We start from the raw sequence: 13,495 nt of genomic DNA, 5'->3' as shown, positions 1-13,495 counted from the left end.
TCGCGTCGTCGTCGGGCAGCGGCGGCGTCGCAGGGGCGGCGTCGGGGAGCGCTGTCCGGTGGCCCGAGTGACGGTCCCGTGGGAGCGGGCGAGCAGAGAGAGCGGGCGGCACGAAACTTGACCGGAACCGAGCCGAACACAGTCCAGTCCAGGATGGCTCTGCCGGACACCGCGCTGCTGGCCCTGCTGGGCTCGCGCGACGAGAGCCTGCGAACGGCCGAGGACCTCCTCGACGCCGACGTGCACGTCCGGGGCAACGAGCTCACGTTGTCGGGCGAGCCGGCCGACGTGGCGTTCGCCGAGCGTGTCTTCGCCGAGCTGGTCACGCTGGCGCAGCGGGGCCAGCAGGTCGGCAAGGACACGGTGCGCCGCACCGTCGAGATGCTGTCCGACGAGAACGCGGCCGACCGTGAACGGATGGGGGAGTCGCCAGCCGAGGTGCTGAGCCTCGACATCCTCTCGCGGCGTGGCAAGACGATCCGCCCGAAGACGCTGAACCAGAAGCGCTACGTCGACGCGATCGACACGCACACCATCGTCTTCGGCATCGGCCCGGCCGGTACGGGCAAGACGTATCTGGCCATGGCCAAGGCCGTGCAGGCGTTGCAGGGCAAGCTGGTCAACCGGATCATCCTCACCCGCCCGGCCGTCGAGGCGGGGGAGCGGCTGGGCTACCTGCCGGGCACGCTCTACGAGAAGATCGACCCGTACCTGCGCCCGCTGTACGACGCGCTGCACGACATGATCGACCCCGAGTCCATTCCGAAGCTGATGGCGGCGGGAACGATTGAAGTCGCACCGCTCGCTTATATGCGCGGAAGAACACTTAATGATGCATTCATCATTCTCGACGAGGCGCAGAACACCACGCCCGAGCAGATGAAGATGTTCCTGACGCGGCTGGGGTTCGGTTCGAAGATCGTGGTGACGGGCGACGTCACGCAGGTCGACCTGCCGGGCAACACCCGCTCCGGGCTGCAGGTCGTGCGCGACATCCTCGACGGTGTCGACGACGTGCACTTCTCCCAGCTGACCAGCACCGACGTGGTGCGCCACCGGCTGGTGAGCGACATCGTCGACGCGTACGCCCGGTTCGACGCCGTCAACGAGCGGCGCGGCCTGGCGAGCGCGCCGCGCACCGGCCCGGAGCAGCGTCGCCGCGGCAGGCGCTGAACCGACCGGTCCGCCGGTGGCCGAGGGTGCCCGACTACCCTCGGACCACCGGCGGACGCCCGTCGGAGCACATCACGCGCAGAGGAACCCTGTGAGCATCGAGGTCGCGAACGAGTCCGGCATCGCCGTCGACGAGTCGCTGATCGTGTCCGTCGCCCGCTACGCGCTCGACGCGATGGGCGTGAACCCCGCCGTCGAGCTGGCCGTCACCGCCGTCACCACCGAGGCGATGAGCGAGCTGCACGAACGGTGGATGGACGAGCCCGGCCCGACCGACGTCATGGCCTTCCCCATGGACGAGCTGGCCGAGGACACCCGCCGTCCCGACGCGCCCGATCTCGGGCCCGCCCTGCTGGGCGACATCGTGCTGTGCCCCGCCTTCGCTCAGGACCAGGCCCGCAAGGCCGGTCACGGGCTGCCCGACGAGCTGCACCTGCTCACCGTGCACGGGGTGCTGCACCTGCTGGGGTACGACCACGGCGAGCCCGACCAGGAGCGCGAGATGTTCGCGTTGCAGGACAAGCTGTTGGGGGAGTGGCGGGCGGCGCGGGAACGGGCGGCCCGTGAGGAGGCCCAGCGCCGGACCGACGCACAGGTGCTCGGCACCGCCGGTCTCGAGGACGGCTGAGACCGTGAGCGGCACCGTCGTGATGATCGTCGTCGTCGTGCTGCTCGTGCCGCTGGCCGGTGTGTTCGCCGCCGCCGACGCCGCGCTCGGGTCGGTGTCCCGTGCCCGGGTGGAGGCGCTGGTGCGGGCGGGCCGGCCGGGTGCGAAGGCGCTGTCGCGGGTGGTGGCCGACCGGCCGCGCCACGTCAACCTGCTGCTGTTGCTGCGGCTGATCTGCGAGACCGCGGCGACGGTGCTGCTGTCGGTGGCGCTGGCCCGCGTGTTCGGCACGCCGTGGGTGGGTGTGCTGGTGGCGGCGGTGATCATGGTCGTCGTCAGCTACGTGCTGATCGGTGTCGGTCCCCGCACACTGGGCCGCCAGCACCCGTACCGGGTGGGCATGATCGTGGCCGTCCCGATCCGGGTCCTGGCGACGTTGCTGTCGCCGCTGGCGAAGCTGCTCATCCTGGTCGGCAACGCGATCACCCCGGGCCCCGGTTTCCGGGAGGGCCCGTTCTCGTCGGAGGTGGAGCTGCGCGAGCTGGTCGACATGGCCAGCACCCGTGGCGTCGTCGACGAGGACGAGCGCCAGATGATCCACTCCGTGTTCGAGCTGGGCGACACCATGGTCCGCGAGGTCATGGTCCCGCGTCCGGACGTGGTGTGGACCGAGCGGGACACCCCGATCGACAAGGTGGTCCGGCTGGCGCTGCGGAGCGGCTACTCGCGCGTGCCGGTGCTGGGCGACGGGATCGACGACGTCGTGGGCGTCGCCTACCTGAAGGACCTGGTCGCCGCCCAGCACGCGGGTGCCGACGCGCCGGCCGAGCTGGTCGAGGTCATGCGCACCGCGGTGTACGTGCCCGACTCGAAGCGGGTCGACGAGCTGCTCAAGGAGATGCAGCGCAGCCGCAACCACATGGCGATCGTCGTCGACGAGTACGGGGGGACGGCGGGCGTCGTCACCATCGAGGACATCCTCGAGGAGATCGTCGGGGAGATCACCGACGAGTACGACGCCGACGAGGTCCCACCGGTGCAGGAGCTCGACGCGCGCCGGGTGCGGGTGGCGGCCCGGCTGCCGGTCGAGGATTTCGGCGAGCTGTTCGCCACCACCCCCGACGACGACGGCAACTCCCCGCTCGACGAGGCACTGGAGGCGGCCGACGTCGACACCGTCGGCGGGCTGCTCGCGCAGCTTCTGGGGAAGGTGCCGCTGCCGGGCGCGCAGACGGAGGTGGCGGGCCTGCACCTGCTCGCCGAGGGCGGCAAGGACGCCCGCGGCCGCATCCGGATCACGACGGTGCTGGTCAGCCCGGTCGACGACGACGCCGACCTGCCGCTGGTGCTGCACACCCCACGGGAGGACCGCGCCGTCGACGGCTCCCCACTCGACCTGCACGACTCCGCGGCGGCCAACGGCCGGGCGGGCGACCCCGCCGCTCTCGCCGCGGCACCCCACGACACAGGCAACGGGACGGGCGGGCTCGCCGACCGTCGGGAAGGAACCGATGTCCGACCTCGACCCTGAGGACGCCAAGATCGTCACGCTGGCCCGTTCGTCGCGGGCGCGTACGGGGGCCGCCGAGGGCGCCGCCGTCCGCGACACCGACGGACGTACCTATGCCGCGGCGAGCGTCGCGTTGCCGTCGCTGCAGCTCACGGCCCTGCAGGCGGCGGTCGCCGCGGCCGTGTCCAGCGGGGCTCCCGGCCTGGAGGCGGCGGCCGTCGTCAGCACCGAGGGCAGTATCGACGACGCGTCGGTCGCCGCTGTCCGCGACCTCGCCCCGAAGGCGCCGGTGATCCTGGCCGACACGTCGGGCACCGTCGTGCGCGTGCACCCGCCCGACGCGGCGGGGGAGTCGGCGTGACCGCACCCGCGGCGCTGCCGCCGACGCCGCGCGCCGACGTCGTGGTCGTCGGTGGCGGCATCGTCGGGTTGGCCACAGCGCACGCCGTGGCCCGCACCGGCCGTTCGGTCGTCGTGCTGGAGCGCGAGCACCGCCTCGCGGCCCACCAGACCGGTAACAACTCCAACGTGATCCACTCCGGGCTGTACTACGCGCCCGGCGGGGCGAAGGCCCGGCTCGCCGTGGCGGGCTGCGCGGAGACGGTCGCCTTCTGCCGCGCGCACGACCTGCCGCACCGGGTGACCGGCAAGCTCGTCGTCGCCACCGGGCCCGAGGAGCTGCCGCGGATGGCGGAGCTGGCCCGGCGCGGCAAGGCCAACGGCGTCGAGGCCCACGAGCTCGACGCCGAGGGCATGCGCGTCCACGAGCCGCACGTGCGCGGCATCGCGGCGCTGTACGTGCCGTCGACGGGCGTCTGCGACTACGGGCGGATCGCCGAGACGCTAGGGGTGCTCGTGGTGAAGGAGGGCGGCGAGGTCCACACCGGCCGCGCCGTCACCGGGATCGCGCGCCGTCGCGCCGACGTCGTCGTCCGCACCGACACCGGCGACGTCCTCGGCCGCCAGGTCGTGGTCTGCGGCGGGCTGCGCTCCGACGAGCTCGCGCGCGCCGCGGGTGCCGACCCGGGCGTGCGGATCGTGCCGTTCCGCGGCGAGTACGCGGGCTTCTCCGAGTCGGCCGCCGAGCTGGTCAAGGGCCTGATCTACCCGGTGCCCGACCCGGCGTTCCCGTTCCTGGGCGTGCACGCCACCCGCGGCATCGACGGTCACGTCCACGCCGGCCCCAACGCCGTGCTGGCGCTGGCCCGCGAGGGCTACTCGTGGGGCGCGGTCAAGCCCAAGGAGCTGCTCGGCTCGCTCGCCTACAGCGGCACGATCGTGTTGGCGCGCAAGCACTGGCGCTACGGGCTCGGCGAGGTGCGCCGGTCGCTGTCGCCGAAGGCGATGGTCCGCAGGATCCAGCGGATGCTGCCCGAGGTGCGTGTCGAGGACCTGTCACCGGCCGGCGCCGGCGTCCGCGCGCAGGCCGTGCGCCCCGACGGCTCGCTCGTCGACGACTTCCTGTTCGTCGAGCAGGGCAGCGGCGACGGCGCGATCCTGCACGTCCTCAACGCGCCCTCGCCCGCGGCGACCGCGGCGCTGCCGATCGGCCGCGAGATCCTGGAGCGGCTGACGGGCGAGAAGCTGGGGCCCCTCTCATGACGGGCTTCGGTGACTGGCCCGACGACCACCGCTCCGGGTTCGCGTGCTTCGTCGGCCGGCCCAACGCGGGCAAGTCGACACTGACCAACGCCCTGCTCGGGCAGAAGATCGCGATCACGTCGAGCAAGCCGCAGACCACCCGGCACGCGATCCGCGGCATCGTGCACCGGCCCGACGCGCAGCTCGTCGTCGTCGACACCCCCGGTCTGCACAAGCCACGCACCCTGCTGGGGTCGCGGCTCAACGACCTCGTCCGCGAGACCTGGGCCGAGGTCGACGTCATCGGCTTCTGCGTGCCCGCCGACGTGCCCGTCGGCCGCGGGGACGAGTTCATCGCCGGGGAAATGAAGGCCGTCGCCGGCCGGACCCCGGTGATCGGGATCGTCACCAAGACCGACCGCGCGCAGCCCGAGCAGATCGCGGCCCGGCTCACCGAGCTGACCGCCTTGGAGATCGGTTTCGCCGAGCTCGTCCCGGTCTCGGCGACGAAGGGCTTCCAGGTCGACCTGCTGTCGGACCTCCTCGTCGCCCGGCTGCCCGAAGGCCCGCCGCTCTACCCCGACGGCGAGCTCACCGACGAGCCCGAGGAGATCCTCGTCGCCGAGCTCGTCCGTGAGGCCGCCCTCGAAGGGGTGCGCGACGAGCTGCCGCACTCCATCGCCGTCGTCGTGCAGGAGATGATCGAGCGCGAGGACCGGCCGAAGAACAACCCGATGCTCGACGTGCACGCCACGATCTACGTCGAGCGGCAGAGCCAGAAGGGCATCGTCATCGGGCGCGGGGGAGAGCGGCTGCGTCAGGTCGGCACCGCGGCCCGTCGCCAGATCGAGGCGTTACTCGGGGTGAAGGTCTTCCTCGACCTGCACGTCACCGTCGCGAAGGACTGGCAGCGCGACCCGCGCCAGCTGCGCAAGCTGGGCTTCTGAGGCGCGTCCCTCTCCGAACGAACGGCACAGTCGCGCAACTGAATTGCGCGACTGTGCCGTTCGTTCGCTCTGAAACGCCGCCTAGCGGTACGGGTACGACGTCGACACCGCGCCTGCGAGGGCGATGAAGAAGATGAAGAACAGCACGAACAGCGCGACGAAGACGCCGCTGATGATGATCCCGGCCAGCGCGAGACCGTCGCCGGACTCGCCGCTCGTCTTGATCTGGCCGCGCGCCACGAACCCGAACACCAGGCCGAGCGGGGCGAACACGAACGCGAAGATCAGCGACAGGATCGCCATCGTGTTGGTCGGCGCCGCGACCGGGTACGCGGGCGGCGGCTGATACGCGCCGTAGGCGCCGTAGGGCTGGGGCTGCGACGGGTCGGGGTAGCCCGGGGCACCGTAGCCGCCCGGCGGCGGGTAGGCGTTGGCGTCCCACCCGCCCGGCGGCGGGTACGCGTTGGGGTCCCAGCCGCCCGGCTGCGGCGCGCCGTACCCGGGCTGCGCGGCGCCGTACCCGGGCTGGGCGCCGTAACCGCCGTACGGGTCCGCGCCGTAGGGCTGCTGCGCCTGGTCCCACCCCGGCTGCGCGGCGGCCTGCTGTTCGGCGTCGGGTGTCGGGCCGGGCTCACCGGAGTTCTTCTGGAAGCTGACCGTCCCCTCGTCGCCACCCGACGAGGAGCCCCACGGGCTCGCCGTGGGGTCCGACGACGAGCCCGACCCGCCGTACGACGAGGAGGTGGGGTCGTTCCCGGACTGGTTCGGGTCCTGCGACATCGCTCTCCTCGGGGTGGGCCTGGATCCCCGAGGGTAGCGGGGTCAGCTCCGGATGCGGCGCACCAGTTCCACCATCGCCGCACGCACCGCGAGCGGGGTGTCGGCGGGCTCGTCGAACACGAAGCGGACCGCCCTCTCCCCGGACTCCGGCCCGTCGGAAGCCAGCACCGAGAAGCCGTAGCGGTCGACGTCGACCATCCGCGCCGTCACCGTGTCCGGCCGGTCGCCGAGCTCGCGGCAGAACGCGAGCAGCGAGTCGGCGTGGTCGTCGTTCATGTGGTCGACGATCCCCGCGCGGTGCGGGCGCAGCGGGTCCGGCTCGGCCTGCGCGTACCCGGAGGCGTCGACCCAGCTCATCCGCCCGAACCCGCCGACGTAGCGCACCGCCGCCACCTCGAGGCGGTGGATGCGGAAGTCGGCGAAGTCGGCGTAGAACGCGCCGGGGTGGGCCTCGCGGTAGCGCTCCAATGCCGTCGCACGCTCGTCGCCGACCAGGACGACCATCTCGCCCATCACCGTCGCCCGGCCCAGCGCCAGCGGATCGCCCTCACCGGTCTCGACGACCAGCACCGACGCCCGCCGGTCCGCTGCCAGGTTGCGGGTGTGTTCGGCCAGGTCGGACAGGCACAGGATCGGCCGGCCCGCGTCGTCGACCGCGTGCGCGACCAACGACCCGAACGGCACCCCGGCCGGGTCGACCCCGATCGTCGACAGGGTCGCGGTGTGCGTCTCCGCGAACAGGGTGCGCGACCGCTCGGCGTCGCTGGGCTCACCGACGAGCCCGATCGTCGCGTCCAGCGTGCGCCTGGTGGCGTCGCGCGCCTCCTGCGGGACCGCGTGGTCCCGGTACCCGGACGGCTGCTCCGACACGGCCGGTCCCCCTTCACGTTGGTGAGCCTGACCTCACCGTCTCCGGCGCGGGGGTGTCAAGTGGTCGCGCGCCGCGTCACCGCGTGGCCGGCGGCGTCGTAGTCTCGTGCGGTGAGCCTGTACCGCGACACCGGTGTGGTGCTGCGCGTGCAGAAGCTCGGCGAGGCCGACCGCATCGTCACGCTGCTGACGCGCAAGCACGGGAAGGTGCGCGCCGTCGCCAAGGGGGTGCGGCGCACCCGGTCGCGGTGGGGGGCCCGGCTCGAGCCCTTCAACCATGTCGACGTGCAGTGCTACACCGGCCGCAGCCTCGACGTCATCACCCAGGCCCAGACCGTCGACGCGTTCGGCGCCGGAATCGTCGGCGACTACCCCCGCTACACGGCGGGCTGCGCGATCCTGGAGACCGCCGACCGGCTCGTCGCCGAGGAGGGCGAGCCGACGATGCGCGTCTACCTCCTGCTCGTCGGCGCCATCCGGGCCATGGCGGGCCGCGACCGCGACCCCTCCCTGGTGCTCGACGCGTTCCTGTTGCGTGCCATGAGCCACGCCGGGTGGGCGCCCGCGATCACCGAGTGCGCCAAGTGCGCCGAACCGGGCCCGCACCGCGCCTTCAGCGTCGCCGGTGGGGGAGCGGTGTGCGAGGTGTGCCGCCCGCCGGGGTCGGCGCTGCCGTCGCCGGAGACGTTCTCGCTGCTCGACGCCCTGCTGCACGGCGACTGGGACCTCGCCGACGCCGCCGCCCCCGCCGTCCGGCGCGACACCTCCGGTCTGGTCGCCGCCCATCTGCAGTGGCACCTCGAACGCCAGCTGCGCTCCCTGCCCCTCGTGGAGCGCCGCGCCCCCCTGTGACCTGTGAGCGGCGATAGTCGCTATAGCGACTATCGCCACTCACGACCCCGGGCCGCGTGCTCGCGCGACGGGCTCGTGATCGGCGTCTCATATCGAGATCGGCGGCGGCCCGATCCGGGGTTAGCCTGCGGCCTCACGCAGTACCGCGCACGATCAGCAGGGGGCGACGTGGCCGACACGAACGGGACGACCGAGACCGAGGAGGCTCCGGCGTCCGTCCGGCGCATGGACAGCCCGGAGTCGGCCGAGCTGACCCGCCTCGCCGCCGTCTTCGAGGACCTCCAGTACGTCCTCCAATGCTGCGAGCACCTGGTCTCCAACCTGGCGAAGGGCCCCGACCCCGTCGTCGTCGAAGCCCTCTGGACGGGCGCGCTCGTCGCCTACGTCCGCTGCTTCTCCGGACGCACCGAAGTCCTCACCGACGCCGACATCGACGAGCTCAAGATGGAGGGCCAGGTCCGCGAGTTCCACGGGCTGGTCAAGAAGCTGCGCGACCACTACGCGTCGCGGCACACCAACCCGCGCGAGACCTTCACCGTCGGCGTCGCGCAGAACAACTCCGGCGCCCCCACCGGTGTCGCCGTCGTGTCCGCGACCCAGCCGAGCCCCGACGACACCGCCGTCCGCCAGCTCGGCCGCATCGCCTACGGCCTGTCCGGGCTCGTCGACGCCCGCATGCAGGAGGCGCAGCAGAAGGTGCTCACCGCCGCATCGGCGATGAACCCCGCGCAGCTGTCGTCGCTGCCGCTGGTGCACATCGGCAACGGCTGACCCCCACAGACCGGGCCCGGGGCGGCTCCCTGCGCCGTCCCGGGCCCGACCGTGCTCGACGGTCAGCGCCCCGCACCCAGCAGGCCGGACACGTCGACGTCGCGGCGCGGCTCGCCGGCCGTCGGTGAGTCGTCGGCACGGACACGGTGGCGCAGTTCCCGAATCTCACGCAGCCCCGGGGATGCGGGTCGGCAGGCGACCACACCGCCGCGGCCCGAGGTCAGTCCACCAGCTCCGCGCGCAGCGCAGACGCGTTTCCCGCCACCAACATCAGCAAGGTCCCCAACGGCTTCTCCGCCAGCCCTGCCACGGGGAACGCGTAGCGCAACGTCACGTCCCAGCCGTTGTCCCCGCGCACGACGCGCGGCGTGCCGAACAGGCCCTCGCCCGCGCCCAACGCCACCCGCGTCGGCACGTCCACCTCGATGGGCAGGTCCCACGCCACCACGCACGTGACGTTCAGGACCGGCAGGCCCTCCTCCAACTCCAGCCCCTGCACCACGCACGGCACCGCGCCGTGCACGAACGTCACCGCGCCGTCGTCGTCGACCTGCACGTCGTGGAACCGCTCCAGCGCCGTCCGCGCCAGCTCGAGCATCGCCCCGACGTCACTCACGATCCCGTCCCCTCCGCCTGGTCGACCGCGCCCCCGAACCGGCGGTCGCGGCGCGCATAGATCTCGATCGCCTCCCAGATGTGGCGACGGTCGAAGTCCGGGAACAGCGTGTCGAGGAAGACCATCTCCGCGTACGCCGACTGCCACAACAGGAAGTTCGACGTCCGCTGCTCGCCCGAGCTGCGCACGAACAGATCGACGTCCGGCATGTCGGGCTCGTCGAGGTAGCGCGCGATCGTACGCTCGTCGATCTTGCCCGGCTTGAGCTTCCCCTCGGCGACGAGCTCCGCGATCTGGCGCACCGCGTCGGCGATCTCCGCACGACCGCCGTAGTTCACGCACATCGTCAACGTCAGGACGTCGTTGGCCCGCGTCTTCTCCTCCGCGACCTCCAGCTCGCGGATCACGCTGCGCCACAACCGTGGACGGCGCCCCGCCCACCGCACCCGCACACCCATGGAGTGCATCTCGTCGACCCGGCGGCGGATCACGTCCCGGTTGAAGCCCATCAGGAACCGCACCTCGTCGGGGGAGCGCTTCCAGTTCTCCGTCGAGAACGCGTACGCCGACAACCACTTCACGCCGATGTCGATGCAGCCGCGGGCAACGTCCATCAACGACGCCTCGCCCCGGCGGTGCCCCTCGATCCGCGGCAACCCGCGCGCGTTCGCCCAGCGCCCGTTGCCGTCCATCACCAGCGCGACGTGGTTGGGCACCAGCTCGCGCGGGATCGCGGGCGGCCGGGCCCCCGACGAGTGCGGGGCGGGAGGCTGGAAGGGCACGACGTGCACCCTACTTTCCCGATCAGGACCGTCCGGAGCCCTCCGAGCAAGCCCGGCACACCCCGAAGATCTCGACGGTGTGGCTCACCTCGGTGAAACCATGCTCCGCCGCCAGCTTCTCCGCCCACCGCTCCACGTCGGGCCCGTCGATCTCCACGGCCGTCCCGCACAGCCGGCACACCAGGTGATGGTGGTGCTCACCCGTGTCGCAGCGCCGGTAGACGGCCTCGCCCGCACCCATGCGCAGCGCGTCGACCTCGCCGTTGTCGGCCAACGTCTGCAACGTGCGGTACACCGTCGTCAACCCGATACCCTCGCCCGAACGCCGCAGCGCCTCGTGGATCTCCTGGGCCGACCGGAAGTCGTCGAGCTCGTCGAGCAACGCCGACACCGCGGCACGCTGCCGGGTGGCCCGCGGCCGCACCGCGGGACGAGGATCGGTCACGCGTGCGCCTCTTCCTCGACGTGCGCCACGGCGTCGACGACGATGTGCGCCAGATGGTCGTCGACCAGCGAGTACACGACCTCCCGGCCGTGCCGGTGCCCGTGCACCACCCCGGCCGCCTTCAGCACCCGCAGGTGCTGGCTGATCAACGGCTGCGTGACGGCCAGCGCATCCACCAGGTCGTGCACGCAGCGCGGCGACTCCAGCAGCTGCAGCACGATCGCGATCCGCACCGGCGCCGCCAGCGCACGCAGCAGGTCACCCGCCGCCGCCAGCGTGTCCGGGGTGCGGACCGGCGCCGGCGCGATACACGTCCGCTCGTCGTGGTCGACGCGCTCCTCGGCGCCCTCCGCCGAGCCGGTGGTGATCGACATGGTTCCCCGTCCTGTCACGTACCGCCCATGTTAGGCGTCCGCACAGGACTAGATTCGCACCTCGTGCTGCTCGTGTGCCGATACGACGTCCCCGCCCCCGACACCGACGCCTTCCTCACCCGCGCCCGGCACGCCCTGGAGCTGCTCACCGCCACCCCCGGCTGCCTCGGCGGCGAGCTCGGCCGCGCCATCGAGGAGCCCGGACGTTGGGTGCTGCAGGTGCGGTTCACCTCCGTCGACGCCTACCGACGCGCCCTCTCGCCCTTCCCGGTGCGCGAGCACGTCGTCCCGCTGCTCGCCGAGGCCCTCGCCGACGAACCCGCCACCTTCGAGACCCTCGCCTCCGGCGCCGGCGGAGCGGTCACCGCGCACGAGAGCCTGCTCGCCGTGTCTCCCGACTCCGCGTCCCGGCCCGCTGCGGGGGGTTCAGCGTCTGTGTCTCAGCCGGCTGCCGAGGATTCGGCACTCGGGTCTCGGCGCGCTGTCGGGGGTTCGGCGTCTGTGTCTCAGCCGGCTGCCGGGGGTTCGACGCCCGCGTCTCGGTCCGCCGCCGGCGGTTCGGAGCCCGTGTAGAACGCCGTCGTCCGGTCCGCCGCCGGACGGGCCTCGGCCTCCGGCGTCCCCGCCGCCACCGACGGGCGGCACCAGTCGTCGCTCGCCGCCGTCAGGAACGCCACCCCCTCCGGCGATGCCGACCACGCCTCCGCCAGCTGCGGGTCGACGCTCGCGCCCGACACCAGGTGCTGCGCCAGCCCGTGCAACCCCAGGTCCCAACCCAGCCCCACCGCGCCCGGCCCGAACATCGCCCACCGCTCGTCGTCGACGTGCGCGATGTGGTCGATCGTCAGCCGGGCGTGCTCGCCCTCCGCGCCGACGGCGACCTCGATCCAGCTCACCTCGCCGCCGTACTCCCACGTCGCCGCGAACTCCCGAGGGGCGTCGCAGCGCTCGATCGTGCCGTTGGCGTTGCCCTCCAACTGGTAGCTGCCGCCGACCTTCAGCTCGCCGCTGACCGGCAGGAACCACCGCGGAATCCGCTCGATGCTGGTGCAGGCGTCCCACAGGTCCTCGGGTGTCGTCGGGTAGACGCGGCTGATCGTGACGACCCGTGCTTCACCCGCCTTCAACCTCCGCCCGCCGACCTCACGCCGCACCGCGCTCACCTCGTGCCGCACGTCCGTCGCGTCGCTCATCGCTGCCTCCGTTCACGTTTGCCGCGGGCGATCTCCGTCGCCAGCGCGTCGAGATGGGGGGTCCAGAACCGGCGGAACCGGTCGAGCCACACGTCGACCTCCTGCAGCGCATCGGGCCGCACGGCGTACAGCCGCCGGGTGCCGACGGCTCGCACTGTGGCGAACCCGTTCTCCCGCAACACCTTCAGATGCTGGGACACCGCGGGCTGCGAGATGCCGAACTCTTCCCGGACCGTCGCCGTCACCTCCCCGGCGCTCAGCTCGCCGTCGGCGATGAGCTCGAGGATGCGCCGCCGGACCGGGTCGCCGAGGATGTCGAACGCGTGCACGACGCCGACTCTAACAGGCGTGGCTTATATAAGCGAGCGACGATTATGAAGCTCGTGAGGCACCTCGGCAGCGACGTTCCCGAGAATGCTCCCCGACGATGCGCCACTCGTTCTGCGGTCGGCGAGCGGTTGCAGCCGGCTCGGGCGGGCCGCCGGTCCGCCCGCCAGCGGCTGCATGCACAGACCGGCGCGCGATTTCCGAAGCCGTCGCGCGGTTCTCGGGAACTGCACGCGTGCTGCAGGGCCGGCGGTGGTGGAGAAAACGGCGCGCCGACCGGACAGGACGCGTGGTGCGCGAGGTGCTGGCGGTGCGTGCGTGCAGCTCCGGGGCTCGTCGTGCACCCGAGCGGCAGGTTGGCAGGCGAAAGCGCTCGGTGCGCGTTGGTGCGGAGTTCCACACCATGTCGAGCAGCTGTCGAGGTCGGCCTGCAGCGTGTGCTGTCATCGTGCGGACTCTGGGGTCTGCACGTGCTTTCCTGCGTCAGAGCCCAGGCTGCAGGAGCGGCGGCGTTGCAGGAACCTGCGCGCGAACAGGGCGGGACGTGCGGGGGCTTGTCCGCACCGCGCCTGCGTTGAGGCGGCGAGGACGACGTTGCCGCGGGCCCTTCGTGTCGCCACCTGGCGGCTGACGGCAGCGCTCGCGCCGCAGCCAAGGCGTCGATGGA

17 protein-coding genes are annotated in these 13,495 nt (G+C 72.4%); 9 read left to right on the top strand and 8 right to left on the bottom strand.

Going from position 1 to position 13,495, the window contains the following annotated elements; all coding sequences use genetic code 11:
- Positions 1–153 precede the first annotated feature (153 nt).
- From PSU4_RS18000 to era, 6 genes are all read left to right on the top strand, one after another.
- Positions 154–1,173, top strand: coding sequence for a PhoH family protein (locus PSU4_RS18000; RefSeq protein ID WP_373866071.1), 1,020 nt, complete (start codon positions 154–156; stop codon positions 1,171–1,173).
- 91 nt (positions 1,174–1,264) lie between these two features.
- Positions 1,265–1,801, top strand: a complete 537-nt coding sequence (gene ybeY, locus PSU4_RS17995) for an rRNA maturation RNase YbeY (protein WP_147109764.1) — start codon at positions 1,265–1,267, stop codon at positions 1,799–1,801.
- A gap of 4 nt (positions 1,802–1,805) precedes the next feature.
- On the top strand, positions 1,806–3,311 hold the full coding sequence (locus PSU4_RS17990; RefSeq protein ID WP_186817029.1) for a hemolysin family protein: 1,506 nt from the start codon (positions 1,806–1,808) through the stop codon (positions 3,309–3,311).
- Positions 3,292–3,651, top strand: a complete 360-nt coding sequence (locus PSU4_RS17985; RefSeq protein WP_147109762.1) for a cytidine deaminase-like protein — start codon at positions 3,292–3,294, stop codon at positions 3,649–3,651. The genes PSU4_RS17990 and PSU4_RS17985 overlap by 20 nt, the downstream gene beginning before the upstream one ends.
- Positions 3,648–4,892: an L-2-hydroxyglutarate dehydrogenase gene (gene lhgD / locus PSU4_RS17980; RefSeq protein ID WP_147109760.1), complete on the top strand. Its 1,245-nt coding sequence runs from the start codon at positions 3,648–3,650 to the stop codon at positions 4,890–4,892. The genes PSU4_RS17985 and lhgD overlap by 4 nt, the downstream gene beginning before the upstream one ends.
- On the top strand, positions 4,889–5,818 hold the full coding sequence (gene era, locus PSU4_RS17975) for a GTPase Era (protein WP_147109757.1): 930 nt from the start codon (positions 4,889–4,891) through the stop codon (positions 5,816–5,818). Before lhgD ends, era begins: the two co-directional genes overlap by 4 nt.
- 81 nt (positions 5,819–5,899) lie before the next feature.
- Here era and PSU4_RS31895 read toward each other — a convergent pair whose 3' ends face one another.
- Both PSU4_RS31895 and PSU4_RS17965 read right to left on the bottom strand, forming a co-directional pair.
- A complete protein-coding gene (locus PSU4_RS31895; RefSeq protein WP_222596312.1) occupies positions 5,900–6,598 on the bottom strand; it encodes a DUF4190 domain-containing protein in 699 nt (232 codons plus the stop codon).
- A gap of 42 nt (positions 6,599–6,640) precedes the next feature.
- On the bottom strand, positions 6,641–7,468 hold the full coding sequence (locus PSU4_RS17965; protein WP_147109755.1) for a HugZ family pyridoxamine 5'-phosphate oxidase: 828 nt from the start codon (positions 7,466–7,468) through the stop codon (positions 6,641–6,643).
- Positions 7,469–7,579: 111 nt separating this feature from the next.
- Between PSU4_RS17965 and recO the strand changes: the two genes are divergently transcribed.
- Together recO and PSU4_RS17955 are read left to right on the top strand one after the other, a co-directional pair.
- The gene (recO, locus tag PSU4_RS17960; RefSeq protein WP_147109754.1) at positions 7,580–8,320 is read left to right on the top strand and encodes a DNA repair protein RecO; all 741 of its coding nucleotides are present in this window, start codon (positions 7,580–7,582) and stop codon (positions 8,318–8,320) included.
- Positions 8,321–8,488: 168 nt separating this feature from the next.
- Positions 8,489–9,091 (top strand): hypothetical protein, encoded by a 603-nt coding sequence (locus PSU4_RS17955; protein WP_147109752.1) that lies wholly within the window; start codon positions 8,489–8,491, stop codon positions 9,089–9,091.
- 220 nt (positions 9,092–9,311) lie between these two features.
- Here PSU4_RS17955 and PSU4_RS17950 read toward each other — a convergent pair whose 3' ends face one another.
- From PSU4_RS17950 to PSU4_RS17935, 4 genes are read right to left on the bottom strand one after another with little or no spacing between them, the layout of a single operon-like run.
- A complete protein-coding gene (locus PSU4_RS17950; protein WP_147109814.1) occupies positions 9,312–9,689 on the bottom strand; it encodes a hypothetical protein in 378 nt (125 codons plus the stop codon).
- Positions 9,690–9,703: 14 nt separating this feature from the next.
- Positions 9,704–10,489: an isoprenyl transferase gene (locus tag PSU4_RS17945; protein WP_147109750.1), complete on the bottom strand. Its 786-nt coding sequence runs from the start codon at positions 10,487–10,489 to the stop codon at positions 9,704–9,706.
- A gap of 22 nt (positions 10,490–10,511) precedes the next feature.
- Complete coding sequence (locus PSU4_RS17940; protein ID WP_147109748.1) at positions 10,512–10,934, bottom strand: Fur family transcriptional regulator; 423 nt, start codon at positions 10,932–10,934, stop codon at positions 10,512–10,514.
- Positions 10,931–11,308 carry an ArsR/SmtB family transcription factor gene (locus tag PSU4_RS17935; RefSeq protein ID WP_147109746.1) on the bottom strand — a complete coding sequence of 126 codons (378 nt, stop codon included), beginning with the start codon at positions 11,306–11,308 and terminating at the stop codon, positions 10,931–10,933. The genes PSU4_RS17940 and PSU4_RS17935 overlap by 4 nt, the downstream gene beginning before the upstream one ends.
- A gap of 63 nt (positions 11,309–11,371) precedes the next feature.
- Between PSU4_RS17935 and PSU4_RS32465 the strand changes: the two genes are divergently transcribed.
- On the top strand, positions 11,372–11,881 hold the full coding sequence (locus PSU4_RS32465; RefSeq protein WP_246115186.1) for an antibiotic biosynthesis monooxygenase family protein: 510 nt from the start codon (positions 11,372–11,374) through the stop codon (positions 11,879–11,881).
- Here the strand turns inward: PSU4_RS32465 and PSU4_RS17925 are convergent.
- Together PSU4_RS17925 and PSU4_RS17920 are read right to left on the bottom strand one after the other, a co-directional pair.
- Positions 11,815–12,501 carry an SRPBCC family protein gene (locus tag PSU4_RS17925; RefSeq protein WP_147109744.1) on the bottom strand — a complete coding sequence of 229 codons (687 nt, stop codon included), beginning with the start codon at positions 12,499–12,501 and terminating at the stop codon, positions 11,815–11,817. The genes PSU4_RS32465 and PSU4_RS17925 overlap by 67 nt on opposite strands.
- Positions 12,498–12,830 carry an ArsR/SmtB family transcription factor gene (locus tag PSU4_RS17920; protein WP_147109742.1) on the bottom strand — a complete coding sequence of 111 codons (333 nt, stop codon included), beginning with the start codon at positions 12,828–12,830 and terminating at the stop codon, positions 12,498–12,500. The genes PSU4_RS17925 and PSU4_RS17920 overlap by 4 nt, the downstream gene beginning before the upstream one ends.
- Between the last annotated feature and the right edge of the window lie 665 nt (positions 12,831–13,495).

The sequence above is a fragment of the Pseudonocardia sulfidoxydans NBRC 16205 genome, from assembly GCF_007989085.1.
GTDB lineage: Bacteria > Actinomycetota > Actinomycetes > Mycobacteriales > Pseudonocardiaceae > Pseudonocardia > Pseudonocardia sulfidoxydans.
The sequence above is the reverse complement of the archived record's forward strand: the minus strand, read 5'-3'. Positions and strand labels throughout refer to the sequence as shown.